This window comes from Cyanobacterium stanieri LEGE 03274, from assembly GCF_015207825.1.
In the GTDB taxonomy this organism is placed as follows: domain Bacteria; phylum Cyanobacteriota; class Cyanobacteriia; order Cyanobacteriales; family Cyanobacteriaceae; genus Cyanobacterium; species Cyanobacterium stanieri_B.
The window spans coordinates 1-26,161 of record NZ_JADEWC010000031.1 but is presented as its reverse complement, the minus strand read 5'-3'; the positions used below and the strand labels follow the sequence as shown (position 1 = coordinate 26,161).

The following is a 26,161-nucleotide window of genomic DNA, read 5'->3' as shown; positions in this document are numbered from 1 at the left end:
AAATACTTATAAATCACTTAATGTAAATAATCAAATGTAAAAGCCCCTAAACTAAACATGATAGAAGCAATTAAAACCATGATACAAATTAACTTTTTACCGTAAATTTTTCTTTCTTCTAAATCTAAAGTAACTAAAATGGTAGCAGATGCAACTACTAAAAAATCAGTAAAATAATCAAAATTACAAAATACAAATACTAATAAAACAGACCATACCAAAACGGAGACAAAACTTTTTAAATCAGAACTTACGGATTCCTCAAAAATAAAAGTAATCAAAGAAAAAGGATTCATCACCATTAAAGAAATAGCGACAATTAATATTAAAGAAAATATCCGAATAAATATTAATAATAAATCATCAGCAATCAAGATATTCCAATTATCAATTAAATCCCTAACATTTCTCATCAAAAACTCAGAACGACTAGCCACAGACCAACCAATTATCCCATAAATACAAGAGTATAAAAATAAAGACAACCATGGCTTTTTATCTACCCAAGAAATCAAATTTTGATTAGCTATATCTTTTATTTTACCCATAAAACTTTAGCAAAAAGGGCTTGAAAATCAAGCCCTAAAGAATGTCATAAAAATATTGATTTTTTCTACTAAGACATTACCTGAACCATATAATCAAAATAAGGGGCAGTTTCCGCCGCTTCTTCTTTGTTTAATAAGGCAAGGGAGGCATCCTTTAAACAACGAATAGAATCAACCATCCCAGGTAAAGGCACACCAAGGGAATTGTACATTTCCTTTACACCAATTAAGCCAATTTTTTCGATAGGCTCTTTATTTCCCGCCAAAACTCCGTAGGTAGCTAAACGCAAATACCAGCCGAAGTCTCTTAAACATTGATTATATTGTTTTTGTCCTGAAGCATTACCACCGTTTGCACGATATTCAGGATGTTTTTTAAATAACTCTTGACTAGCTTTTTCTACGATTTTTTTTTCGTTTTCGGCTAGGGTTTCAGCTATTTTGAGACGGATTAAACCTGAATCTAAAAAACTTTTGATTCCTTGTAATTCCCCACTACTGGGATAACGCAGCTCATCATCTGCTTTGAGAATAACTTGACTTACTATGCTCATCTTAAAATACGAGTATTATTTTTTTATTATGTTTAGTTTAGCTTAATTTGGCTTCTCTATTTATGGCAAACGTTGTGACATTTGAGGAGACTTTTTAATAATTCTTCAATTTTGGAATAACTCGAATACTTGGCGAGAAAAATATTTGAGCTTTTCTCTGATTTCTTCTACGGGGGGGGTTTTACCTTCTAGTTGCCAGTTTTCGATGGTGGATAGTCTCCATGCTTCCCCTGTGTAGTTAAATCCTGCGCTTTCGATGCCGATTAGTTTATGGGTTTTGTCAATTTCATCGTAATGAAATCTAATTTGCACAAGGATGCTTCTGCTTTGAATTTTACGACTCCACCCTGGAAAGTGAAAACCTATGTCGATGGAGTCAGGATCTACTAGGTTAATGGTATCAGGATCATTATGCCATGGTTTGAGATCTGCTTTTACATCGGGAAATTGTTGTTTGAATAGGTTAACTATGGCGGCTATTTTTGTGGCTATTTCTAAACCTCTGGCTTTTTCTTCTGCATTCATAGACTATTAATTAATATATGATTACTATTGCGGCTTGTTTAAACCTTATGGGTTTATTATTAACACTATAGTCGCCTTTGTGGGGAAACAGTGATTTAAAACACATTTACCCTGTGATTGATTTTTGGTAATTTCTTATTTTCTTGGTTGACGAGGCGATTTTTTCATGGGTGCGAGAATAGAATTAAGGGTGCGCAACTGTTCCCCTGTACCCATGCAAATTAGGGAATCTCCTGCGGTGAGGATACTTTCTCCATTGGGGCCGGGGATTAATCCTGTATGGGGGGAGCGAATAGCCACCACTAAAGCTCCCGATCTTGCCCTCAATCCTGCTTCCCTGAGGCTTTGTCCTCGACAGGGGCAGTCTTCTGGTAATAAGAATTCTTCTAGGTAAAAAGCTCTTTCTCCTCCGCTAAGAATCCCATCAACGAAGTCCATTATCTGGGGACGTAGGGCGGCGGCAGCTAGTCTTTTGCCCCCTGTGACGTAGGGGGATACGACGGCATCTGCACCTCCTCTTTCTAGTTTCTTTACCGCTTCTTCTGAGTTGGCTCGGGCGATCGCCCTTATATTAGGATTAAGAGCTTTAGCAGATATTACGGTATAAAGATTATCAGCATCGGAACTAAGGGCGGCAATAATCGCCAAAGCGGTTTCTACTTTTGCTTCTAATAAAGACTCATCTAGGGTAGCGTCCCCTTGAAGATGTAAATAACCCAATTCTTCGGCCTTTTCTAACTCGCTTTCTCCCTTTTCGAGAATAATAAAGGGGGTATTTTCGGCGTGTAATTCCCTAGCAACATGGAAACCCATACGCCCAAAACCACAGAGAATATAATGATTTTGTAATTTATCAATCACGTTCCTTTTTTGTTTAAATCTGAGTCTTTCTTTAAAATAACCTTGGGAAATAGCTTCGGTAAAACGATTGACAAGATAACCAAAAATAACGATTCCCGTTAAAATCAGAACCATGGTAAAAATTCTGGCTTGGGCATCAAGGGCTTTTATCTCTCCAAAGCCAACGGTTGATAGGGTTATAATGGTCATATAGGCTGAATCTACAAAAGACCATTTCTCCACTAACCAATACCACAGCGTCCCTGATAATAATACACCTCCTAAAGCAACAGACGCTCCTATTAACTCCCTTTTCATTCGATAGTATCTTTGTTCGGAAGCAGAAGGCTTCTTATTTTTTACCAACTTAAACCCCCTCTATATAGATAGCTAAGGACAAGTTACGATGATTTATCTTCTTGTAATTGCCAAGCAAGTTTAGCTGCTCCCACCATACCCGCATCATTGCCTAACTGTGCCACCATTAATTTTAATCCTTCCCTAGAACTAGGTAAAACTCTTTTTTCCACTTCTTGCCATGCCGAAGGTAAAAAATATTCTGCACTAGCACTTACTCCCCCCCCGATGAGGATAGCTTCTGGGGAAAATATGTAGATATAGGTTGCTAAACCTGTGCCAAGGGTTTTGCCATAATCTTGCCAAAATTGTAGGGCTTGAGGGTCATTTTTTTTGGCTAATTCCCCCCATTCTGAGGGTTTTTTGCCTGTGTCACGATAGATAGCCGTGGCGGAGGCGTGTTGTTCAAATGAGCCTTTATTTCCGCTGTTGCAGGGATGCCCATGGGGATTGAAGGTGACTAAACCTAATTCCCCCGCTGCTCCGTTATGTCCTACAAATAGTTTACCATTGAGAATAATTGCTCCCCCTACCCCTGTGCCAATGGTGAGTAAGATTAAATTTTGATAGTTTTTTCCTGCCCCTAGCCATGCTTCTCCTAATCCAGCACAATTGGCATCGTTACAAATGGTGGTTTTTAGCCCTGTTTTTGCTTCTAATTCTTGGGCAAGGGGTACGTCATGCCATCCGCTTAAATTAATGGCTACTTTGGCGATTCTTCCCCCTGCATCGGTAGCCCCCGGCACTCCAATTCCTAAGGCGATGGTATTTTTTTCTGGATTTATTTTGTTTACGGTAAGGGCGATCGCACTTATCACATCTTCAGGGGTTGCAGGTTGAGGAGTGGGAATACTAAAAGACTCTAAACAAGTACCATCTAGCAAAAAACGTCCAAATTTAATAGCTGTACCGCCTAAATCTACCCCTATTACTTCTTTTTCTTTTACCATCGTCTAAATACTTTTGTTATCCCTATTTATTGTACTATTTACTTATCTTCGTGGGATTTTCTCACTAACCAATAACTAGCAGAAAGACATATTATAGCTATTCCCAAGGCCATTAAATCAATTTTGTCATATTGTTTGGGATCGAAAATAATAATTTTTCTTGCCACCGCAATTAAGGCGGTAGTTAATACTAACTCTAATTGAAGAATATGTTTTCTTAAATAAACAGTAATATTCTCTAACAATTCTAGGGCAATTAATATATTTAAAAATAGTCCAAATACCTCAAATACTGTACTGGCAAAATAGCCTAGCTCCCCCGTAATAAAAAGATAGTTAGCTAAAATAAATATTAGATCTAAAATACATATAAAAACGACAATTATAATACCTAAAGATAATACTTTAGATACTATGTTTTCTGTTAAATGAACTATCTTTAAAAAATTCTTGTCCCTGAATGCTTCCCTTAAAAAATTGATAATCTCACGCATATAATTAATTAACTAAAAATAACTCTCATAGAATTAGACAAATATAAACATTCTATTGTCTTAAAATAAATCATCAAAATTGTCTATAAAAAATAATTAAACTAATATTTTTATTATCTAAAGTATATTTATGAAATCATAATATGCCTATTTTTACAATATTTTTCCAATAAATTGTAATCAAGTATTCTTATTAATTACTTTATAAAAACCAATGATATTATGTTCAAAAAAAAATATATGATCTAACAAATATTTCTCTAACTTTTAAATACTTTATTTACTAAAAAAAAATAACTTATGATGATAAACTCACAAATATTAAAACATGTTGTCGATCATAATTGAAGTTATAAAACCCATAAAAATGAGATTTTCCCCAGATTCATGATCATAATTGCTACAATATTATTAAGTTTTGTAAACTAACTCAGAAAAAACCTTGAAGACTCAATCAACAGTAACTCGATGGAATTGTTTAGACAATCTCTGGCAAGGAGGAGAAGAAGTAGTTAAAACAGGTTTACCCCATAGCCAATTAGCCCCCCCATGGCAAATATTACTGTTAGGGGATGGCTCACCCACAAGACATTTAAAACTCTTAACCAGAGAGCCTACCCAAGTAGATGTAATTGATATGTCCTTGATTGGCATGGATAAAGACAACGCCCCAGAGGGTATCAAAAATGTTCCGGGCCCTAGGTTAAGGAGACAAGTATGGCTCAAAACTGCATCAGGGCAAAGATTAGCTTATGCGTCTTCTTGGTGGAGTGCGGATAATGTGGATCATTATTTAGAAAATAGAGCCTTGCCGATTTGGGAGAGTTTGTCAAGACTACATACGGAATTATATCGGGATATTCAGGGAATATATTATGGAAATTGTTCTGCTTTAGAAGAAGGTTTTCAGGAAAAAGGGCCTTTTTGGGGAAGACATTATATTTTTTGGCATAATCGTAAACCTTTAACTCTTATTTATGAAGTTTTTTCCCCTTATTTATCTAAATATTTAGGGGAAATTAAGTATAAATAAATAGGGTGTGCTGTGATATAAATAGGGTGCGCTGTGATTAATAATATCTTTTCACTAACTTATATCTAAGAGTCATTTAAAGTTTGGGCAAATTGTTCTAATTTCTTGCTTAATTGTGTCACAGAAATACGAGGAGACATGCGGGGTATGGGGCGATCGCCCTTAGGTGTGATCATAAATAAAACAGGAATTTCATACCTATAAACCTCAAACCATTGTTCATTGGTGGTAATATCCCTAATTTCAATTTCTAAATCAAGATCATCAATTTCCCTTAATTTTTCCTCCAAACCCTCACAAAGATGACAACCAGGCTTACTATATAAGACTAACTTTATCATAACTAAAAACAATTTTACTCCACATTAAAACGAGAATGATAACTAATAAATAATCCCAAAAATTGAGTTTTTAAAGCATCCATAAAACCCAAAAAATAGAATACTCCTCGACTAACAATTTTTGTAAAAGAACCACTCTTATTACAAGGAGGATTACCCAAAACATGACAGTCAAATAACTTACCATAAAAACGCCACTGTTGAGCCAAAGTCAAATTTTTTAAGCCCATCAAAAAATGATTATGATAAAACGCAAACTGATAACTCAAAGACTTAGTGGTAATATCGTGACAACCCCCCATTTCCTCACCCAAATGAACTAACTGAGCATCAGGATCATACCAAATATCATATCCCGTACCTCTCAACCGTAAACAAAAATCCGACTCCTCCCTTACCGCACTACCCCGAAATCGCTCATCAAACCAAACATTATACTTAGTAAAAATATCTCGTCGAAAAGACATATTACAACCTCTCGCCGTAATAATTTTTTGGGGCTTAATTAAATAAACAAAATCCAAATGATACCATGCCAACCCAGGATCACTTGCTCTGGGGTCTAAATGCTCCTTAAAAGCCGTAGAATAACCCTTTTCTCCCGTTTGGGCAGAAAACTGCTTCATGCGGTCTAAAACCCTTCCTGCCACCGCTCCTATCTTTTCATTATTCAGATAATTTTGGACATGGGAAGAAATATAATTTTCTCCTAACTGAACATCATCATCAATAAAAATAACAATTTCACCCTTAGCCTTACTGACACCATAATTTCTTGCCCTCGGCAAACTGGCCCAATCCACCCGATACCAGCTTATTTTTTCTTCCTCCTGGTGGGTTTGAAGAAAAGACTCTACCTCTTGATCATGATTTTGAGTTTGATCAATTACAAGGATTTCAAAGGAGGGATAATTTTGCTTAAGGGCATCTTGAATGCTATCCACAAGGGCTTGTTCTCTTTTATAGGTGGGAATAATGACAGAAACTAAGGGTTTATTCATGATGGGGTAGTACGTCTTTTTTTGAGGGACTTAAATTGCTTTCTATTTTTACGATTTTTACTTAAGATATTATGAACTTCCTGCTCTCGTTCTTGTTTATCTATCACTGTTAGTTTAATTAAAACCCCTGCAAATAGCCAATAATAAACTGCTACAGGATCTGTATCAAGGGGATACCAATAGGGAAAATAACCTAAAAACAATAAAAAGACCCAAAATCCACTGGCAAAACTCTGTAAAGTGGGATCTTTGATAGAACGATATTTTTTGAAAGTGTATATCACTAAGTGGGTAATAAATCCTAAAAAAGCAATTAACCCCAACATGCCAACTTCATAAATAAGTTTGGGGTGATAGGTTTCGATAAATGCCACCGAGCCAAAACTTCGTGCCGAATTAGTAGCTTTACCTAAACCCGAACCCAACAGAATATTACCCCCATTAGTCATAGCCCATTGCCACTGTTTAATAATAAATTCTTGGGGGGGAGAGGCATTCCAACGACCAATGGCGCTGTTAACTCTATCGGTAACAAATTCAGGGTTTGCAGAAACGAATATAATACCGACAACGGCGATCGCCATGGCAATGGGTATAAAACGCTTAAGGCGAAAAAGTTGCCCTGTTAAAACTAACATCAAAAAAATAAAAACAGGAACAAGAAAAAGGGCGGCTCTTTGTCCGGAGATAACGGCATTAATGAAAACCAATGCCATGCCCCCAAGTCCTATTAATTGCCAAAAACGGGAGGTTTCAAAGAAAGCAACGGTGAAACAAATGGCACTGTTGGCGATGAGAAACCAGCCCCAATGCCACGGCGATACAAATGTTCCTGGCAGTCGTATTTGATTTTGTGCTGGGGTATAGAGTAATGAGCCACCGACAAAACACCTTGCATCTAAACTAGCTCGGAATAAACCTGCACCGCTTGTAAGTTCGCTGGTAGCTTGGCAACGACCACTTTTGAGGAATTGATATTGTACGAGGGCTAAAAGACAACAGATGATGGCTAAGACGGCTAATAATCGACCGAGTTTGAGGACGGTTTGTTTGTCTTCGATGAGATGGTAACCACAAAACATTAAGGGAATGTAGCCAACGAATATTTTTAAACCTAAAATGCCTTGTAAAAATGGTTGTCCTTCTTTGCATGGAGGGGGAGGATTGATATTACTAACTAGGTTACAGGCCGGGGCCAGAAGTTGGATACGCAGGTTGATGAATACTAATACCATTAGGCAAACTATACTTAGTATCATCAGGGTGGGCATTAGGGGTTTAGCGATAATGATTGGTTTTCTATTTTTCCAGGCTTGAATTAATAGGGCAAATAGGGCGGGGATGTAAAATACGTCTTTGGCGATTTGGAAAATGAGGTTTCCCCCCGCAAAGGCATATACCACAGTGCCTCCAAAGGGCATGTAAATCAGAAAAACCCACAGCGCTGATTTAGGAAATTGATAGGAGAGAATTAAAGCCATAACCCCAAGGGCGGCAGCGGCAGCCATTTTAGGCGAGAGGATGAAAAATGAGGGCAGGGCGACTAATATTCCTAGGGTAAGGGCGATCGCCCATGAACTAATCAACTTTTGTCTTTTTTGCCTTTCCTGCCGTTTGAGAGCCATTTTTTCTTTACGACTGAGAGGGGCAGGGGTACTAGGTGGCGCATTACTTACACCCCTTTTGCGATTACGAAATTTACGAGTTTTCGAGGCAGTCATAATGGATTGGAAATGAGGGACGGAAAAGAATCACCCATGGTAAGGATAATTCTTTTCTTTTTCATTATGCTAGATGTTGCTCAACCACTGCCACTAAATTATCAGTCCAATGATTCACCAAATTATTATTTTGAGCTTCTACCATTACTCTGATTAAAGGTTCTGTACCCGAGGCACGAACCAGAATACGACCTTGATTACCCATGGCTAACTCAGCTTGGGCGATCGCCCTTGTCACTGGCTCACATTCTTGCCAATGTAAACGTTTTTCTCGATCTTCTACCCGGACATTTTTTAACATTTGAGGATAGGGCTTAAAACTCTGGCTCACTAACTCCGCCAGACTCACTCCCCTTTGACGGGTAAGGGAAGCCAGATGGAGAGCGGTTTGGATACCATCTCCAGAATAATGATGATGATGACAGAGAATGTGTCCCGATTGTTCTCCCCCCAACATCGCCCCTGTTTCCCACATAGTAGCTTGAACGTGCTGATCGCCCACGGGAGTCCGTAACAGTTTACCCCCTAATTTTTGCCATGCTAACTCAAATCCTAAGTTTGCCATGACAGTGCCTACCAATAAATTATTGGGTAGTTGTCCTCGCTCTTGTAAATATTGTCCCCAGAGATAAAGGATATAATCTCCACATATTTTATTTCCTTGGCAGTCCACCGCCATCACCCGATCCGCATCCCCATCAAAGGCAAACCCCATATGGGCATCACATTCTTTAATGGCCTGTTTCATACTTTCAAGGTGAGTAGAACCGCAATTAACGTTGATCCGATCGCCATTAGCCTGATGATGAAGGGTAATTACTTCGGCTCCTAATTCTTGAAACACTTGAGGGGCAATTTCCACCGCCGCTCCCCAAGCTAAATCAAGCACAATGCGCATTCCTTGAAAATCAATATTTTCTGGTAAGGATTGGCTTAAAAATTTTTGATAATTCTGGGTTAATCCGTGGTGATGGATATTTTTACCATATTTATGACCATCTCCCCTCAAATTATGGTCTTTAAGTAACTTTTCAATGGCGATCGCCCTTTGACTATCCAATTTAGTACCATCCGCACCAAAAAACTTAATTCCATTATCCTCCGGGGGATTATGACTAGCAGAAATCATGATGCCTCCTACTGCCCCCATGGTTCTCGTCAAATAGGACACACAAGGGGTAGGACATAAGCCAATATTCCACACCTCCAACCCCATGGCCGTTAAACCCGAGGCGATCGCCATGGCTAACATATCACTGGAATTACGGGAATCTTGACCAATAATTACCGTCCTAGAACCACTTTGCCCCTGATTCCACACTTTTCCAGCAGCCATGCCAACCCCTAAAGCTAACTCAGGGGTGAGTAACTCTCCCACCTTACCCCTAATACCATCTGTGCCGAATAACTTATCAGGTAACGATGTCAGACCAAATTCTGAACCCACAGCCACGGCTACCTTGCTATTTTGAGCAAGATCAAAAGACATAACCATTTTTTATTTCCTCACACAATTGATAGTAGATTTTTATTTATGGATTAACCTTGAAAAACATTTCACCATGGTCGAAAACCACTGAGCAAAATTTTGATTATTTTTGAACTTTATTGCTACATTTTATGAGCATCTCTAGTTAATCCATAAATTTTTATAAATTTTTTTATTTATATAGGTTATATCATAACTATTTGCTTAAAGATCACTGCATTCTAAACCATTAAGTTACATAAATCAACTATATGGCTATTTTTTTTGACATCTATGAAAAAATTGTGTTATATTAAGGGTGTAAGGATAAATCGTTCATCTGTTGGTTACAGACGGAAGTAAGAAGAAAAAATCTTCTGAAGGAACGCGCCTCGAATCTAAACTCAACAAATTAGAGGAGGCGATATTATGAACGCAAACAAAAATTTAAACAACAAAAATGACAACATCGGTTCAGTTAGTCAACAGGCTAGATTATTGATGAGGGGCGATCGTCAGCGTACCCAAAATCGTCAAGCATCGATGTTAACCAGAATATCTGCAGAAGTAGGACTTCAATAACAACGTAAACGGGAATGGCTCACCTAAAGTCTTCCCATAATCAAAACGGTGGGTTTTACCCACTGTATTTTTTAGTCAATAAAAATCCATACATTATCAAAACCTATGATTAACAATAAAAATACCGCTCAACAAGCAAAACAAGCCCATCGTAACACCTTACTAGAAACCCTAGAGCATAGATTACAAGTAGCTAAAGCCAACGGACAAACCGCCCTAGTAAACCAACTAGAAGCGGAAAAACGTTACTACTTAAGCTAAAAGAGAGTTTAACTAATTAAATACTATCTTACAGCCGTGTAATTAATTACACGGTTAATTTGTTTATAGGTAAGGGCAACAAAACCCTAACACCTAACACCTACCACCTAATAATTAATCCCTAAAGAGTTAAAGAATGGGTTTCCGACTCAATTAATTGCGCCAAATCCTTGAGGAAAGAAGCCGCATCAGCACCGTAGATATTACGATGATCACAGGTGATATTTACACTCATCTGATTTTTAACCCCAAAGAATCCTTGCCCATCAGATACCACCGTAGGACGAGCGCCCCCTACCGCTAAAATAGAACCCTGTCCGGGAGGTAAAATCGCATCAAAACTACTTACCCCAAACATTCCGAGGTTAGAAATGGTAAATGTGCCAGTGCTGTACTCATCGGGTTGCAATTGTTTGGCTCTAGCTCTAGCTACTAAATCTTTCCAACTACGGGCAAGGGAATAAATATCCACTTGATCAGCATTTTTTAATACAGGGGTAATTAAACCACCATCGGGCATAGCAACGGCGATCGCAACGTTTATACTTTCATTGTACTTAATACCAGCATCAGTGTAGCTAGAATTAACAATGGGGTGTTTTTGTAAAGTAAGAGCTACCGCCTTAGCCAGTAAAGCAGTCATAGTGACCCCCTTAGGCTTGATTTGACGATAAAGGGCATCGAGGGCATCGGTGGTAATGTCATAACTCACATGGAAGGTAGGCACTTGTAAACTCGCCATCATATTCCTTACTACCGCCTGTTGTAAAGTATTGAGGGGTAAAGTTTCCCCTGCAAGGTTGTTAACAGGGGCCAGAGTGGGGGTGATAACGGGAGTGCTAGGGGGAGTGCTAACCGCCGCCACAGGAGTAACGGTGGCTTGAGTGGAGGTTTTTCCTGCTACTTTTTGCACATCCTCGGCCGTGATGCGTCCATTTAAACCTGTACCCGCAATGGTGTTTAAATCAACCTTTAATTCCTTAGCTAATTTTTTGGCACGGGGAGAAGCAATTAACCGGCCACTGGGTTTATTTACAGCGGTGGGAGTAGGCTCAGGGGTTGCTACTTCAACTTTTTCTTCTACTTTGGCCGTGGATACTCCATGGGATGGACTAGGGGCGCTGGTGGCTTTTTTCTGGGCTTCTTCGATTTCGGCTTCTGTTTCGGCAATATAGGCAATGGCGGCGCCGACGGGGGCTTCTTCCCCAGCATCTACCAAAATAGTTGCCAAATAACCAGAGTAAAAAGATTCTACATCCATATCCGCCTTGTCTGATTCTACTACAACGACGGTTTCTCCTTTTTCAATCTTATCTCCAGGAGCTTTTTCCCATGAAACTATTTTTCCCTCTGTCATTGTCGAACTGAGGGCTGGCATAAATATATCGTGAATCATTTAGTTTACAATTTAATCTTATTTAGTTCTCAAACTCCTTATTATATAGGAATTTGACTACCACAAAACCCCAAGGGTTACAATAAAAGTTGTCTTAATTTTGAGTGACTATTGAGAAATGAGTTTAAAAGATAAAATTGGTGAAGATATAAAAACCGCCATGAAAGCGAAAGATAAGGTTCGCCTAGAAACGGTTAGAAGCATTAAAAAGGTATTGTTAGAAAAGGAAGTAGAATTACGAGCAAAAGGTAAAGATACCCTTAGTGGGGATGATGAAATGCAAATTTTAGTCCAACAGGCAAAGCAAAGGCGAGATTCTATCGATCAATATTTAAAGGCAAATCGTCCTGATTTAGCCCAAAAAGAAGAAGCTGAATTAGCCATTATTGAAACCTATTTACCTGAACAAATTTCTGATGAGGAGTTAGGGGAAGTGTTAGATAAGATTATTACTCAAGTGGGTGCGTCTAGCCCCAAGGATATGGGTAAGGTGATGGGTTTAGCCATGAAAGACTTAAAAGGAAAGGCTGATGGTAAAAAAATTCAAGAATTAGTCAAAGCGAAGTTGGCAGATTAGTTAAAGTGCTTTCTGCTGATTATTTTTAACCCTTTCCATTTTATTAGGAAAGGGGTTTTTAACATTTTACTGATAATTTTCCATACCTACACAAGAACATACTAAGTTGCGATCGCCCCAAGCATTATCAATACGCCCCACAGCACTCCAAAACTTATGCTCTTTCGTCCAACCATCAGGGTATGCCGCCTCCTCACGGGTATAAGGATGACTCCAATCAGAAGCAATCAAACTCAACGCCGTATGGGGAGAATTTTTCAGTAGATTATCCTCCATATCCATCTTACCATCCTCGATCGCCCTTATCTCATTACGAATAGAGATCATCGCTTCACAAAAACGGTCTAATTCCGCCAAAGACTCACTCTCCGTCGGTTCAATCATCATCGTACCATTCACAGGCCAAGACATAGTCGGAGCATGAAAACCATAATCAATGAGACGTTTTGCCACATCCTGCACCTCAATAGAAGCAGTTTTACGCAACGGACGCAAATCGATAATACACTCATGCGCCACCAAACCCGACTTACCAGTAAACAGAATCGGATAATGGGGCTCCAAACGATGGGCAATATAATTTGCATTCAAAATCGCCACCTTAGTAGCCTCCGTCAAACCCTCACTACCCATCATGGCAATATACATCCAAGAAATAGGCAAAATACTAGCACTACCCCAAGGCGCCGCCGAAATCATCCCAATGGACTCCATCCCCCCCTTATTAAGGGGGGTTAGGGGGGATCTTTCACTCATAGAATCAGTAGTAGGTAAAAAAGGTACCAAATGAGCCATAACCCCAATAGGCCCCACCCCAGGGCCACCGCCACCATGGGGAATACAAAAAGTTTTATGCAAATTGAGGTGACACACATCCGCCCCAAAATCTCCAGGGCGACATAATCCCACCTGCGCATTCATATTCGCTCCATCAAGATATACCTGCCCACCATAGCTATGGACAATACCACATATGTCCTTAATACCCTGCTCAAAAACCCCATGGGTAGAAGGATAAGTAATCATCAACGCCGAAAGATTTTCCTTATGTTTTTCCGCCTTAGCCTGTAAATCCTCAATATCAATATCCCCCTGACTATCACACTTCACAGGTACTACCTTTAACCCACACATCACCGCACTAGCAGGGTTAGTACCATGGGCAGACTCAGGAATAAGGCATATATTACGATGCCCTTCCCCACGACTATCATGGTATCTGCGAATCACCTGCAACCCTGCATATTCTCCCTGAGAACCAGCATTGGGCTGGAGAGATATTCCCGCAAACCCCGTTATTTCGCCCAACCATGCCTCTAATTGGGCAAAAAGGATTTGATAACCCTTCGTCTGAGAAATAGGGGCAAAGGGATGGATTTGGTTAAACTGCGCCCAAGTTACAGGTAACATTTCCGCCGTAGCGTTTAGTTTCATGGTACAAGAACCTAGGGCAATCATGGAAGTAGTAAGGGATAAATCCTTGGTTTCTAGGCGATGTAAATATCTTAATAATTCCGTTTCCGAATGATACTGATTAAATACCGTTTCTGTCAGGTAAGAAGTTTTACGCAAAAAGCCACTAGGTAAATCAAACTTAGAAGTATTTAACTCCTTCACGGTAAAATCTACATTCCCATTAGGGGCAAAAATTGACCAAATTTTTTGGACATCTTCCAAAGTTGTAGTTTCATCAAGGCTAATACCTATAACATTTTGATCGTAGCGGAAATTAATCCGTTGTGCCTCAGCCTTTTCTCGAATAGCATCAACCAACTGATTATCGGCAAAATCAATAGTAACGGTGTCGAAAACAGCATGACTCCTTAACCCATACCCTAACCTTTCTAACCCTGTACCCAATACCTTGGTTAAATTATGGATAGTGGTGGCAATACCTCTGATACCTTCTTGTCCGTGATATACCGCATAAGCAGAAGCAATCACCGCCAATAATACCTGTGCTGTACAAATATTACTCGTTGCCTTATCACGGCGAATATGTTGCTCTCTGGTTTGTAGTGCCAATCTTAAAGCAGGTTTGCCATGGACATCTTTAGAAACCCCCACAATACGCCCAGGCACTTGTCTTTTATATTGATCCTTAGTGGCAAAATAAGCAGCATGAGGGCCACCATAACCCAAGGGTACGCCAAAACGTTGGGTATTTCCCACCGCAATATCAGCGTTTAATTCTCCGGGGGATTTTAACAAAGCCAAACTCATCAAATCACAGGCGAGGGTAACTAAACCTTTTTGTTGATGAACTTGATCAATTATCCCTTGATAATCATAAACGGTGCCGTGGGTAGTAGGATATTGTAATAAAGCTCCAAAAATGGGAGTATTAAAATCAAAATCGGCAAAATCAGCGATAATTAGTTCAATATCTAAATATCTGGCTCTAGTTTCCATCACCGCAATGGTTTGGGGGTGACAAGTGCGATCGACGAAAAACTTATTAGATTTATTTTTACATACCCCATAACTCATGGTCATGGCTTCTGCGGCGGCTGTGCCTTCATCCAACAAAGAAGCGTTAGCAATTTCTAACCCTGTCAAATCAATGATCATGGTTTGATAATTTAACAGCGCCTCTAACCTTCCTTGGGCGATTTCTGGTTGGTAGGGAGTATAGGCAGTGTACCAGTTAGGATTTTCGAGGATGTTACGCTGAATAACTGGGGGGGTAATACAATTACTGTAACCCATGCCGATATAGTTGGTGAATACCTCATTTTGTTGGGCTATTTCCTTCAACTGGGCAAGGGCTTGATTTTCTGAACTAGCAGAGGGTAATTTTAAAGGCTGATTGAGGCGAATGGAGGGGGGAACAGCTTGATCGATTAATTCTTCTAAACTATCATAGCTTAGGGCATCTAACATAACCTTGGCACTAGGTGAATCGATGCCAATGTGACGGACTTTGAATTGATTATTTTGTCTTAAACTAAGGGGGGATTGAACGTGACTCAAGGTGTCATTCTCCATAGACTGAGAATAACTGTTACCGAAATTGTCTAAGTCGAGCATGGTTGATGGTAGGGTGATTTACGTTTGAGTTACTTATTCCATATTAACGAAATCTTAACAATTCTTAAACTAGAATTGGTTAACTAGGAGTTACAGTGATTCGTTATCGAAAATAATATATTCTCAATTTCCCTGATTACCTAACACTTAATAGCCACTATGGCTTATATTTTTTCTTCTATATCAAGATTAGCCCCTGCGGGTTGATATAACTCGCTTTGTCGATTTCTGACCACTGCTAACCCTTGTTGTAAGGCATAAAGGCGATCGCCCATCCAATTATCAGGGGGAATTAGTCCAGCCAAACCCAAGGTTTCTAAACGATTTTTAACCTTACCCGTTGCCCCAACAATAATTACTTCATTATGTTGATCGATAGCTTCTTTAATGGCATTTTCCAGAGCCAAAGAAGATGTCACTCCCAAGATAGGAACTTCTGATAAATCCACAATTAACACATCATAATTATTAACAGCATTATGCTCCCTTTCGATCGCCTTTGCTACCCCAAAAATCATCGGGCCGCTGAGATGAAAAAGTAACATTCGTCCCCTCGCCAAATCCAAAACCTGCTTTTCTTCAGCATTAAGAACAATTTCATCATCAGCATCACTAACCATCTTCACAGACTTAGAACGTAATTCCGATAATTTATCGATAGTCATCACATTAGCAATAAACACCCCAACACCCACAGCCACCATCAAATCAACCAATACCGTTAAAATAATTACCCCATAAACAATCCCGGCGGCTTTCCAAGAAATTTTGTGAACCCTTTTGAGAAAACCCCAGTCAATAATATTAACACCCACTTTAAAAGCAATTCCTGCTAACACCGCCAAAGGTATATTTGCCGTCAAAGGAGCTGCCCAAATCACCACCACAAACAAAATGATAGCCCTTGTAATACCAGATAAAGCACTAGAAGCCCCAGTTTGAATATTAACCACCGTTCCCATGGTAGCCCCTGCCCCCGGAAGACCACCAAATAAACCAGAAGCCAAATTTCCTAAACCTTGTCCAATTAACTCCTTATTAGAATTATGTTCTGTACGAGTCAAACTATCAGCCACCACAGAAGTGAGCAAAGCATCAATACAACCCAACATCCCCAAAACCATACCATCAATGATCATAAGCCTTAACTCACTAGCCCCAAAGGTAGGAACTTGTAAGCTAGGTAAACCAGTGGGAATCAAGCCAATACGGCTAATTTCCGCATCCCCAAAAAACACTAAAGAAACTAACGTACCAGCCACCAAAGCCAAAAGTTGCGGGGGACAGTATTGACGATAACGGCGAGGCACTACGTATAAAATCACTACCGTCATGACCGCCAAAATTGTTTCTAGGGGTTTAATACCATCAATAAGACTAGGAAGATTTTGCAGTGTACCAATAACCCCCCCAGAAGGCGTTCCCTGACCCAAGAAAGGGGCGATTTGTAAAATGACTAAAATTAAACCAATACCCGTCATAAAGCCAGAAATGACAGTATAGGGCATCATGGTAACGTATTTTCCGAGCTTGAGTAAGCCAAAAATAATTTGGAAAAACCCTGCCAACATTACCACCGTAAAAGCCATGGCCATGCCATTATCAGGATCACTGGCGGTTAAACTAGCGATTACAGCGGTCATAATAACTGTCATCGGGCCTGTAGGTTCAGAAATGAGGGTAGGAGTGCCACCAAATACGGCAGCAAAAAATCCCACCAATACAGCGCCCCATAATCCTGCACTAGCCCCAGCCCCTGAGGCAATACCAAATGCCAATGCCATGGGTAGGGCAATAATGGCAGCAGTTAGCCCCCCCAATAAGTCTCCCCGTACATTACGAAAATGTATTTTATTAGTAATTTGCATTCAATTGTTTCCTTTTCTTTATATATAGATTTTTTTCTATACTTAAATTTATAAATATTTTATTATTGCTATGATAATGAAGTTTAAGCACAATAACAAATAAGTTTGGCTTATAACTTATATAAACAAAAAAAGAAAAGGTTATATTTTTTAGTGATGAATGCTTTTACTTAATGGGGAAATCCTTTGAGGGAGCTATTTATGAAAAGTGGAGGTTTGGTGACCAGTTTATGGAGTTGCTCTGGCTCACCATCACCCTTGTGGGTTTATCCTCCCATAAATGCTTGAGCTAGTCCAATATATAGAGGTATGCCTATGGCGATCGCCACTGGTGTACCCACAGCGGTAGAAGCACCGATGTAAGCAGAGGGATTAGCTGAAGGAATACCAGCCCTTAAGGTAGGAGGCCCAGAGATGTCGGAACTAGAAGCTGCAATTACCGATAGGATAACTACACCACCGAGACTAAATCCAGTTAAAGCATGGGCAATCATACCAAAACCGAAGGCAATAAATCCATGTAATAAAGGAGCAATAAAAGCATATACAGCATACCATTGAGCAACCTTACGAAGTTCCCCAAGTCTTGCGGTTGCTTCCATACCCATTACCAACATTAAGATAGAAAGTAAACCACGGAAAAGAGGATTAAAGAAACTTTCGTAAACACTCTCAGGACGGGTTAACAATCCTAACGCTAAACCTAGTAATAGAGCTGATAAGGCTGAACCTTGAAGGCTTTCTTTGACGATAGGCCAAATTTCTACTTTTTTACTAGCACCACCATGCTGCATATTAAGATATTCTTGACGGGTGGTGGGATAATTGTCCTCTCCTGCATAGTCTCCCGCTGCCACGGGTTGTTTACTCGGAAATTCTTCTTTGAAGGATTCACGTTGTTTGCGGGTGTAAATACTGGCCAAAACGATCGCCCCTACCAGTGCAGGAATATCCATGAATGGATATAGTGCCGCTGCCCATGCTTCATATTCAATGCCTTGTTCTTCTAGTAAAGTTAAAGCTGCCGCTAGGGTAGAACCACTTACCGCCCCAAATAAACCAGCCGTGGCGATCGCATCTACAACCTTCACATTAGGCAATTTCGCAAGGGTGTAACGACCAATAAACACAATAATAAGACCTACAGCCACCGCAAACGCCGCAGGTAATAACATCTCAGCTAAATTAGCGTTACGAATAGCAATTCCCCCGCTCAAACCCACCTTAATCAGTAGCATAAAAACGATGAACTTATACACCGCATCGGGAATTTGTAATTGACTATTACAAGCCGCCACAATCATCCCACCAATCAAAAATCCCAGAGTCGGAGACTGTAACTGCCCCAAAAAACCCGTGAAAAAACCTGATAAAAAATCCACTTTCTAATTCCTCCTTTATTAAATATTTTCCGTCAAGACTATAAGCAAGGAAAACTATTTGGGCGAATACTCACAATAATTATTTTCCTACTCTATCTTGCTATAGACTTTTATCTATTGAATATTTATTTGCTATACAGGTAAGTATATCGTAAAAAAAAGCCAATGTACGGTTTTCACCCCCAAATCTCCTAAGTAATATTCAATTTGATATATAAGTTTTAGTTATTAATAAGCCCAATCGGTGGCTTTTAGATAAAAATATCAAGGAACTAATAATATTTAACCTCAGTTGGGGATAATAGCTGTAAGTATGGTTAAGTTTGCTAATAATGTTTTTTATAAAAGAAAATAATTAAAACTAATCATCCTATGTCTTTAAGCACTCGTAAACTTTTTCAAGTCATTATCTTGAGGATTACAAATTACCTAACTTTTAATTTCCTCAACCATGACATAATCATAAGTGTTATTTATTTAAAAAATCCATGAATCTGATCGGTTTTTGTGGCGATAAAGTCGTGGATTAATGGGTTTTTAGCATATACTAAAAAATATAGTTTTAGGCAAAACCATAGGTTTTTGTCTTGCTTTTTTTATCAAAAAAACATATAAAGAGGTAAATCATATGACTCAAAAAGCTAATAAACTTGTCATCGTAACAGAAAAACTGCTACTAAAAAAAATCGCTAAGATTATCGACAAAGCAGGGGCAACAGGATATACCGTAGTGGCCGCTGGTGGTAAGGGTAGTCGTAATGTGCGCTCCTCTGGGCAACCTACTGTTTCTGACACTTATTCTAATATCAAAATTGAAGTGCTTACTCCTAGTAGGGAAATAGCTTTAAAAATTTCCGATGAAGTGGCGGAAAACTTTTTTGAGGATTACTCAGGTATCATCTACATTTGTGAAGCTGAAGTTTTACACGCTCACATCTTCTAGGTAAGGTGCGCTGGTGAAAAATAAATCTTCATCATAATTATTCAACCAAAGCATAATACTTTTTAAATAAGTGGTAGGAGAAATAGGGCATATATTGTTATTGCCTTTTCTTTCCTGCCTCTTTTTGATGGATAAATTAAGCAAAAAAAGCCAAGGTGTTAACCTTGACTCTCTTTATTAGGTACGGAGAGGGAGGGATTCGAACCCTCGTTGAAGTTACCCCCAAACAGCATTTCCAGTGCTGCGCCTTCAACCGCTCGGCCACCTCTCCAGATGACACAGTTAAATATTATAGCTAATCTCCAAAAAATTTACAAGGTAAAATAAAAAAAAGAGTAATGACCATTAACTTTAGCAAGAGGTTGAGGAAAAAAGTGGCTAAATCACGACCTCAAAATTTTCAAAATAATCGTTATGATAGATGGGAAAAATATCAATGACTTCCTGAAGGGAATGAATACTACTACTTTGTTAAATAATCGTTATCAAATCATAGAATCTATTGGTAGAGGGGGGTTTGGCGAGACATTTTTGGCTATCGATACCCATTCACCCTCGGGCAAAAGATGTGTGATTAAACAGTTAAAGCCGATTATTAATGAGTCAAACATTCCTGAATGGATGTATGAACGTTTTGAGCAAGAAGCCCGTATTTTAGAGCATTTGGGAGATGAACAAATTCAAGTGCCTCGTCTCCATGCTTATTTTTGTGAGGATAATAATTTTTATTTGGTACAGGAGTGGGTAGAGGGAATCACCCTGACTAAAAAGATACAGCAAGAGGGAAAAATGAATCCTGAGGATGTGGAAGAATTCCTCTTAAAAATTTTACCCGTATTGGGTTACATACACCAAGAAAATATCGTTCATCGAGATGTAAAACCCGATAATATTATTTTGAGGGGCAAGGATAATTTGCCAATTTTAATTGATTTTGGGGCGGTAAAAGAGGCTTTAACAACTTTTGTTTATTCTCAGGGCCAGTCTGCCTATTCTATCGCCATTGGTACTCCTGGTTATATGTCTTCTGAACAGGCGGCGGGGCGGCCTATTTTTTCTAGTGATTTGTATAGTCTTGGTTTAACGGCGGTATATATGCTAACGGGTAAGTCTCCCCAACATTTACGCAGTGATAGTCGCACGGGGGAGATTTTATGGCGTGATGAGATTCCTGATTTACATTCTAATCTTGCGGGGGTAATTGATAGGGCGATTCGTTTTAATCCTCGGGAGCGTTTTTCGAGCGCACCGGAAATGTTAGAGGCATTAAAGCCTGTTACTTCTCATAATCCTACGGTGGGTTTTGGTAGCCCTGTAATATCTACTGATAATAGTCGAACTCCTATTAATAATAATAGTCAAACGGTGAGTTATGATCCGACAGTGGCTGTGGGAGGGCGTGTTAATCCTCATAATTTGGTTAATAACTCTATTAATGGTGGCACTGTGCGACGGGGAAATGGTGGCACGGTAGCGGTTAATAATTTTACTCGAGATTATGAGGAGGAGGACAAACGGGGCTTTTTTGGCTCTTTATTACCTATTTTATGGTTATCTCTCATTGCGATCGCCTCTTTTACCCTTGGCTATGGGGTAATTGCCAATTTATTTAGTAATTCTAATGGTGAGTTTGCCAATGAGTCGGGGGAAAATCAAACAACCGAAATTCCTGAGGAAAATCAATCACCTACCATTGAATCAAATCGTCGTAATCCTATTTTCAATCCTGATATATTCCGCCGCCCCCAAGAAGAAGAAACCGTAGAAGAAGAAAATCCAACGGAGGAAACCAATGGGGAAAATAATTCGGAAATGGCTCAAAATGAAAATACTTCCCCTGATACTAATAATCCTGATAGTAACCAAAATTCAGATAATGTTGAGCCTGTTAATCCTCCGAATAATACGAGGGAGCAAAATCCTTTACCTGTTTTAACTACCGGGAATGTGGTAAATGAAATTTTAGGTCGATTTGGGCAACCAAATCAAACTCAGTCTAATCCTGATGATAATACGACCGAATGGAGTTATGACAATATTTTTAATACGAATAGTCAGGTTAGTTATAAGGTGAATGATGCTAATGGAAGTATTCAGGAAGTTAATTTATCTTTTCCTGTGGCGGTGGATACGGCAACCATTGAGGCTACTTTTGAGCGTTTATTACGGGGTAATATTACCCCTGAGGTGAGGGAGGCTTTAAGGCAGGTGGTGCAGGGTGAAACGGATTTGAGGGCTTTTAGTCTGGCTAAATGGGATGGTCAAATTAGAAAGGTTAATGGCAATATTAATATTAGTGTTTGGTTAAGATAGTGGTTATAATTCTGTGGGAAATTCTTCTATAAATACCGATTTACATAGGTTTTGATAATATCTAAGGGCGATCGCCCCTAACCCCAACCTAGCCCTAGCTAAACTAATATTTTCCTGTTTTACTTGTCCCCAAATACGACAATTTTTCTCCCAATGCACCAATCCTTGATACATTTTATCAAGGACACTAAAATAATTAACTTTATTGCTTTTCTTAAAGGTTACTTCCAAACAATAAATCATATTTTTTATTAAAGCTAAATCTCTATTATTTGTATATATTAAATTTGTAAAAATATTGTTTTCTAAATCAATAACATTCCATTTATTCAAACAAAAATCAAGATTATTTAACTGAATTATTCTCTGTTCATGGGCAGACCTCAACAGAGAACAAATACGGCAATAAATATATATGTATTTAAAATATGCGTGTTTTTTAGCTATATTTAAATAGTCATTATTAAGGCAATATTGAGATAAATTAACTAAATATCTACTTAAAAAATATTTCGTTAAGGTTAATTCTAACCAACCATTGTTAGCATTTATAATAATTAAATTACTAGAATAGATTGATTTATTTTGCTCATAAATATCAACAATCTCCTTCGCTAGTTGATTACTATTCAAATTTAAAGACTGAGATATTCTTACACATATAGGACTACTAAAAGTAATATCTTTCTTTTTTTCATTGAGACTCAAACTATAACATAAATCATTATAGATGGTAATATCTCCCCCTTTATCTTTTGTCCAATAAAAAAGCATTTCTCCTAAAAAATCACCTAAATAATCACTCACTAAAATATTATTATTCACTAACAAAAAACAGTATCAAATATTACTAATAAATTGTAGCAATCACTGAGTATTTAAAATCCCATGACTATTTCCCTTACTTCTTAACATTACTTTACAATAGAAGATAAAGAAATAAATAAAATCAAAGCATCAATAATGTTGAACTATCAAACATGGCAATGGCGAGGTTATAATATCGGCTACCAATCCTATGGCAAAAAAGAAGGCACTGCGGTGGTGTTAGTCCATGGCTTTGGTGCAAATTGCGGTCATTGGCGCAAAAATATGCCCGTCTTAGGAGAAGACTTTAATTGCTATGCCTTAGACTTAATAGGCTTTGGGGCATCCGCAAAACCAGAACCAGATCAAGACATTAGCTACACCTTCGACACATGGGCGCAACAGGTAGCAGATTTTTGTAAAGAAATTGTCGGTAGCCCCGTTTACTTAGTGGGTAACTCCATTGGTTGTGTGGTAATCATGCAAACCGCTGTAGATTTTCCCGAATTAGTGTTGGGTATTGCCGCCCTAAATTGTTCCCTCAGACTACTGCATGAGAGCAAAAGAGAATCCCTCCCTTGGGTGCGTAATGTGGGGGCTACCGCCATGCAAAAAGTCTTAAAAAATAGAGCTATCGGCAATTTTTTCTTTCAACAAATCGCCAAACCAAAAGTCATCCGCCGAATTTTATCCCAAGCCTATCGTCGCAGTGATGCCATTACCGATGATTTAATTGAGCTAATTTATCAACCCTCCCAAGACGTGGGTGCAGCGGCGGTATTTCTTGCTTTTACAGGCTATTCAGGAGGCCCACTAGCCGAGGAGCTATTACCGATTTTACCCTGCCCTGCTATTATTTTATGGGGTACTGAAGATCCATGGGAACCCATTGAAATGGCGAAGGAGTGGGCGAATTTTCCTACGGTGAAACAGTTTATTCCCTTGGAAGGTTTAGGGCATTGCCCCCAAGATGAAGCCCCAGAGGTGGTAAATCCTATTTTGAAAAATTGGATTATAGATAGCGAAAAATTGCAACCTGTAAAAGTTTAGGGTTTGATACCCAATCCGATGTGAAAAGTATATAATCATCCGCCTTGCAATGAATTACAAGGTTAACAGTTTATCGTTCAATAAATTGAACTAAGGTATATTTTGATTCACGGATTTAGTATCACTTGAAATCTTACCAACACTGAGAACCGTTATTCCAAAATCAATTTGTCGATTTTTAAGTTTGTAATATATCATTATTTAGGGTCATTACTGAGTTACTAAGGTTATGGGACAGTTAGAATATAAGCCTAATGTGCGCACTTGCGGAATTAATTTAGATCATTGGTATGTGGTAGCCAGAGATGTGGAAGTTACCCATCAGCCTGTGAGTGTCACCCTTTGGCATCATGAAATTGTCCTTTTCCGAGATAGCCAAGGAAAGATTAATGCTTTGGAGGATCGTTGTCCCCATCGTCAGGTAAAATTGAGTGCTGGTCAGGTGGTCAATGATAATATTGAATGTGCTTACCATGGATGGCAGTTTAATCAAGAGGGAAGTTGCTCTTTTGTACCTTATCTCGAAGAAAAGCAAAAGTTACCTAGTTGCAAGATTAAGCGTTACCCTGTGCAGGAGTTAGATGGTTTTATCTGGTTATTCCCGGGGGATGGGGATAGTGATGGGGTTAGCCCGATGGGTTTACCTGAGTGGGAGCATTTAAATTATATTGGTAGTGTGGCCCAGGTTGATTGTCCGGGGCATTATTCTTTTTTGATTGAGAATTTGATGGATATGCACCATGGACATCTCCATGATAGTTATCAGGCTTGGGCTTCGGCTACTCTTAATAAAATTGATGTGAGTGATACGAGGGTGGATGTGTTGTATGATGCCCAAAGTTATTACCGTATTGACAAAATTTGGTCAATTTCTCAGCTGTTTTTTCCTTCGTTACGGAAGTTACACCCTGAGCCTTTGAGGGTTAGTTATGTTTATCCCCATTGGAGTTCTAGTTTGGGGCAAGATTTTAGAATCTATTGTCTTTTTTGTCCTGTGAATGAAACTACGACGAAGGCTTATTTGATTCATTTTACTTCTTTGGAGTCTTTTTGGCGTTTACATAAGTTGCCTGTTTGGTTTAGACGGTTTATCAAAGATAGTCTTTTTAATGCGGCTAAGGGGTTATTGGAAGGGTTGATTGTTCAGGATGTGGAGATGATTATTCAGGAGCAAAAGGCTTTTAATGAGAATCCTTTACGGCGTAATTATGAGTTAAACCGGGCGATCGCCCAAGTGCAACAATTAATCATCTCTCAGTTTACAAAGACAATGAACAATTGACAATGGACAATAACTAATTATTATCTGTTCCCTGTTCCCTATTCCCTGTTCCCTATTCCCTGTTCCCTATTCCCTGTTCCCTATTCCCTGTTCCCTTTTCCTTCGATTTCTTGGATTATTTTTGCCCAGGCTTCGGAGGGATTTTCGGCTTGGGTGATGGGCCGCCCGATAACTAAATAATTAGCTCCAGAGGCGATCGCCCTTGCGGGGGTCATAATACGCTCTTGATCACCCTTTACTGCCCATTCTGGACGCACTCCGGGGCAAACAAGAATGAAATCATCCCCGCATACTTCTTTTAATTTTGCTGCTTCTTGGGGAGAACATACCGCCCCATCCATGCCAGATTCTTTGGCGAGTAAAGCGTTATTTAAGGCATATTCGGGCAGTTCGATGGGAACTTTGAGGTCAAAGGCTAGTTGACGACTACTAATGCTCGTTAAAACGGTGATAGCAAGAAGTTTTGGGCGACCCTGCCCCCCTTCTAAGACAATCTCTTTGGCGGCTTTGAGGGCTTCTCTTCCTGCGGTGGCGTGGATGGTGAGTAAGTCCACATCATATTTTAGGACGGACTTAGTGGCATTTTTGACGGTGTTGGGAATGTCATGGAATTTGAGGTCAAGAAATATTTTTTTACCTTCATCCTTGAGAAATTCTAATACTTCGCCTCCTGTGGCAACGAACAATTCTAAGCCGACTTTCCAAAAATTGACCTCGGGTAAACTACGAATAAGGGCGATCGCACTTTGCGCATCGGGAACATCTAAAGGAACAATTATTTTATCGCTAGGACTTTCCATATACACACCAATTAAAACTTAATTAGTTTATCAGAAAT

General features: G+C 39.1%; 24 protein-coding genes, 1 tRNA gene and 1 riboswitch. Of the genes, 8 read left to right on the top strand and 17 right to left on the bottom strand.

Features of this window, described 5'->3' with window-relative positions:
- Positions 1–17: 17 nt before the first annotated feature.
- The 6 genes from IQ215_RS12090 to IQ215_RS12065 all read right to left on the bottom strand — a co-directional run bounded on the left by IQ215_RS12090 (position 18) and on the right by IQ215_RS12065 (position 4,268).
- A complete protein-coding gene (locus IQ215_RS12090; RefSeq protein WP_193801671.1) occupies positions 18–548 on the bottom strand; it encodes a hypothetical protein in 531 nt (176 codons plus the stop codon).
- Between the two features lie 68 nt (positions 549–616).
- Entirely contained in the window at positions 617–1,102 is a 486-nt protein-coding gene (locus IQ215_RS12085; protein WP_193801670.1) for an allophycocyanin subunit alpha-B, read from the bottom strand.
- A 105-nt stretch (positions 1,103–1,207) separates the two neighbouring features.
- Positions 1,208–1,627, bottom strand: coding sequence for a hypothetical protein (locus IQ215_RS12080; protein WP_193801669.1), 420 nt, complete (start codon positions 1,625–1,627; stop codon positions 1,208–1,210).
- Positions 1,628–1,762: 135 nt separating this feature from the next.
- Entirely contained in the window at positions 1,763–2,785 is a 1,023-nt protein-coding gene (locus tag IQ215_RS12075) for a potassium channel family protein (RefSeq protein WP_193801684.1), read from the bottom strand.
- An 83-nt stretch (positions 2,786–2,868) separates the two neighbouring features.
- The gene (locus IQ215_RS12070; RefSeq protein WP_193801668.1) at positions 2,869–3,774 is read right to left on the bottom strand and encodes an ROK family protein; all 906 of its coding nucleotides are present in this window, start codon (positions 3,772–3,774) and stop codon (positions 2,869–2,871) included.
- Between the two features lie 38 nt (positions 3,775–3,812).
- Entirely contained in the window at positions 3,813–4,268 is a 456-nt protein-coding gene (locus IQ215_RS12065; RefSeq protein WP_193801667.1) for a phosphate-starvation-inducible PsiE family protein, read from the bottom strand.
- 442 nt (positions 4,269–4,710) lie between these two features.
- Between IQ215_RS12065 and IQ215_RS12060 the strand changes: the two genes are divergently transcribed.
- Entirely contained in the window at positions 4,711–5,301 is a 591-nt protein-coding gene (locus tag IQ215_RS12060) for a chorismate lyase (RefSeq protein ID WP_193801666.1), read from the top strand.
- 65 nt (positions 5,302–5,366) lie between these two features.
- Here IQ215_RS12060 and IQ215_RS12055 read toward each other — a convergent pair whose 3' ends face one another.
- The 4 genes from IQ215_RS12055 to glmM all read right to left on the bottom strand — a co-directional run bounded on the left by IQ215_RS12055 (position 5,367) and on the right by glmM (position 9,859).
- Complete coding sequence (locus IQ215_RS12055) at positions 5,367–5,639, bottom strand: glutaredoxin family protein (RefSeq protein WP_193801683.1); 273 nt, start codon at positions 5,637–5,639, stop codon at positions 5,367–5,369.
- Positions 5,640–5,656: 17 nt separating this feature from the next.
- Positions 5,657–6,643, bottom strand: coding sequence for a hormogonium polysaccharide biosynthesis glycosyltransferase HpsN (gene hpsN / locus IQ215_RS12050; protein ID WP_193801665.1), 987 nt, complete (start codon positions 6,641–6,643; stop codon positions 5,657–5,659).
- Positions 6,640–8,364, bottom strand: a complete 1,725-nt coding sequence (gene hpsL, locus IQ215_RS12045) for a hormogonium polysaccharide biosynthesis protein HpsL (protein WP_193801664.1) — start codon at positions 8,362–8,364, stop codon at positions 6,640–6,642. Before hpsL ends, hpsN begins: the two co-directional genes overlap by 4 nt.
- Positions 8,365–8,428: 64 nt before the next feature.
- Positions 8,429–9,859 carry a phosphoglucosamine mutase gene (glmM, locus tag IQ215_RS12040; protein WP_431355534.1) on the bottom strand — a complete coding sequence of 477 codons (1,431 nt, stop codon included), beginning with the start codon at positions 9,857–9,859 and terminating at the stop codon, positions 8,429–8,431.
- Between the two features lie 304 nt (positions 9,860–10,163).
- Positions 10,164–10,224, top strand: a riboswitch (Glutamine riboswitch).
- A 37-nt stretch (positions 10,225–10,261) separates the two neighbouring features.
- Between glmM and IQ215_RS12035 the strand changes: the two genes are divergently transcribed.
- Together IQ215_RS12035 and pirA are read left to right on the top strand one after the other, a co-directional pair.
- Positions 10,262–10,414, top strand: coding sequence for a hypothetical protein (locus IQ215_RS12035; protein WP_193801662.1), 153 nt, complete (start codon positions 10,262–10,264; stop codon positions 10,412–10,414).
- 105 nt (positions 10,415–10,519) lie between these two features.
- Entirely contained in the window at positions 10,520–10,675 is a 156-nt protein-coding gene (gene pirA / locus IQ215_RS12030; protein WP_193801661.1) for an arginine synthesis PII-interacting regulator PirA, read from the top strand.
- 121 nt (positions 10,676–10,796) lie between these two features.
- Here pirA and IQ215_RS12025 read toward each other — a convergent pair whose 3' ends face one another.
- Entirely contained in the window at positions 10,797–12,071 is a 1,275-nt protein-coding gene (locus IQ215_RS12025) for a dihydrolipoamide acetyltransferase family protein (protein ID WP_193801660.1), read from the bottom strand.
- Between the two features lie 118 nt (positions 12,072–12,189).
- Here IQ215_RS12025 and IQ215_RS12020 point away from each other — a divergent pair, with 118 nt between their 5' ends.
- The gene (locus IQ215_RS12020; protein ID WP_193801659.1) at positions 12,190–12,648 is read left to right on the top strand and encodes a GatB/YqeY domain-containing protein; all 459 of its coding nucleotides are present in this window, start codon (positions 12,190–12,192) and stop codon (positions 12,646–12,648) included.
- Between the two features lie 66 nt (positions 12,649–12,714).
- On the opposite strand, the gene gcvP is transcribed toward IQ215_RS12020, so the two are convergent.
- From gcvP to IQ215_RS12005, 3 genes are all read right to left on the bottom strand, one after another.
- Positions 12,715–15,678, bottom strand: a complete 2,964-nt coding sequence (gene gcvP / locus IQ215_RS12015; protein WP_193801658.1) for an aminomethyl-transferring glycine dehydrogenase — start codon at positions 15,676–15,678, stop codon at positions 12,715–12,717.
- 164 nt (positions 15,679–15,842) lie between these two features.
- Positions 15,843–17,546 carry a bicarbonate transporter BicA gene (gene bicA, locus IQ215_RS12010; protein ID WP_193801657.1) on the bottom strand — a complete coding sequence of 568 codons (1,704 nt, stop codon included), beginning with the start codon at positions 17,544–17,546 and terminating at the stop codon, positions 15,843–15,845.
- 266 nt (positions 17,547–17,812) lie between these two features.
- Positions 17,813–18,928 carry a sodium-dependent bicarbonate transport family permease gene (locus IQ215_RS12005; protein WP_193801656.1) on the bottom strand — a complete coding sequence of 372 codons (1,116 nt, stop codon included), beginning with the start codon at positions 18,926–18,928 and terminating at the stop codon, positions 17,813–17,815.
- A 628-nt stretch (positions 18,929–19,556) separates the two neighbouring features.
- Between IQ215_RS12005 and IQ215_RS12000 the strand changes: the two genes are divergently transcribed.
- A complete protein-coding gene (locus IQ215_RS12000) occupies positions 19,557–19,871 on the top strand; it encodes a P-II family nitrogen regulator (RefSeq protein ID WP_193801655.1) in 315 nt (104 codons plus the stop codon).
- Positions 19,872–20,055: 184 nt separating this feature from the next.
- Here the strand turns inward: IQ215_RS12000 and IQ215_RS11995 are convergent.
- A tRNA-Ser gene (locus IQ215_RS11995) sits at positions 20,056–20,142 on the bottom strand.
- Positions 20,143–20,324: 182 nt separating this feature from the next.
- Here IQ215_RS11995 and IQ215_RS14560 point away from each other — a divergent pair.
- On the top strand, positions 20,325–22,184 hold the full coding sequence (locus IQ215_RS14560) for a serine/threonine-protein kinase (protein WP_193801654.1): 1,860 nt from the start codon (positions 20,325–20,327) through the stop codon (positions 22,182–22,184).
- Between the two features lie 3 nt (positions 22,185–22,187).
- Here IQ215_RS14560 and IQ215_RS11985 read toward each other — a convergent pair whose 3' ends face one another.
- Positions 22,188–22,991: a hypothetical protein gene (locus IQ215_RS11985; RefSeq protein ID WP_206688584.1), complete on the bottom strand. Its 804-nt coding sequence runs from the start codon at positions 22,989–22,991 to the stop codon at positions 22,188–22,190.
- A 156-nt stretch (positions 22,992–23,147) separates the two neighbouring features.
- Between IQ215_RS11985 and IQ215_RS11980 the strand changes: the two genes are divergently transcribed.
- Positions 23,148–24,041 (top strand): alpha/beta fold hydrolase, encoded by an 894-nt coding sequence (locus IQ215_RS11980; RefSeq protein ID WP_193801652.1) that lies wholly within the window; start codon positions 23,148–23,150, stop codon positions 24,039–24,041.
- Positions 24,042–24,270: 229 nt separating this feature from the next.
- A complete protein-coding gene (locus IQ215_RS11975) occupies positions 24,271–25,323 on the top strand; it encodes an aromatic ring-hydroxylating oxygenase subunit alpha (RefSeq protein WP_193801651.1) in 1,053 nt (350 codons plus the stop codon).
- Between the two features lie 80 nt (positions 25,324–25,403).
- Here the strand turns inward: IQ215_RS11975 and pyrF are convergent, their stop codons facing one another.
- Positions 25,404–26,123: an orotidine-5'-phosphate decarboxylase gene (gene pyrF, locus IQ215_RS11970; RefSeq protein WP_193801650.1), complete on the bottom strand. Its 720-nt coding sequence runs from the start codon at positions 26,121–26,123 to the stop codon at positions 25,404–25,406.
- Between the last annotated feature and the right edge of the window lie 38 nt (positions 26,124–26,161).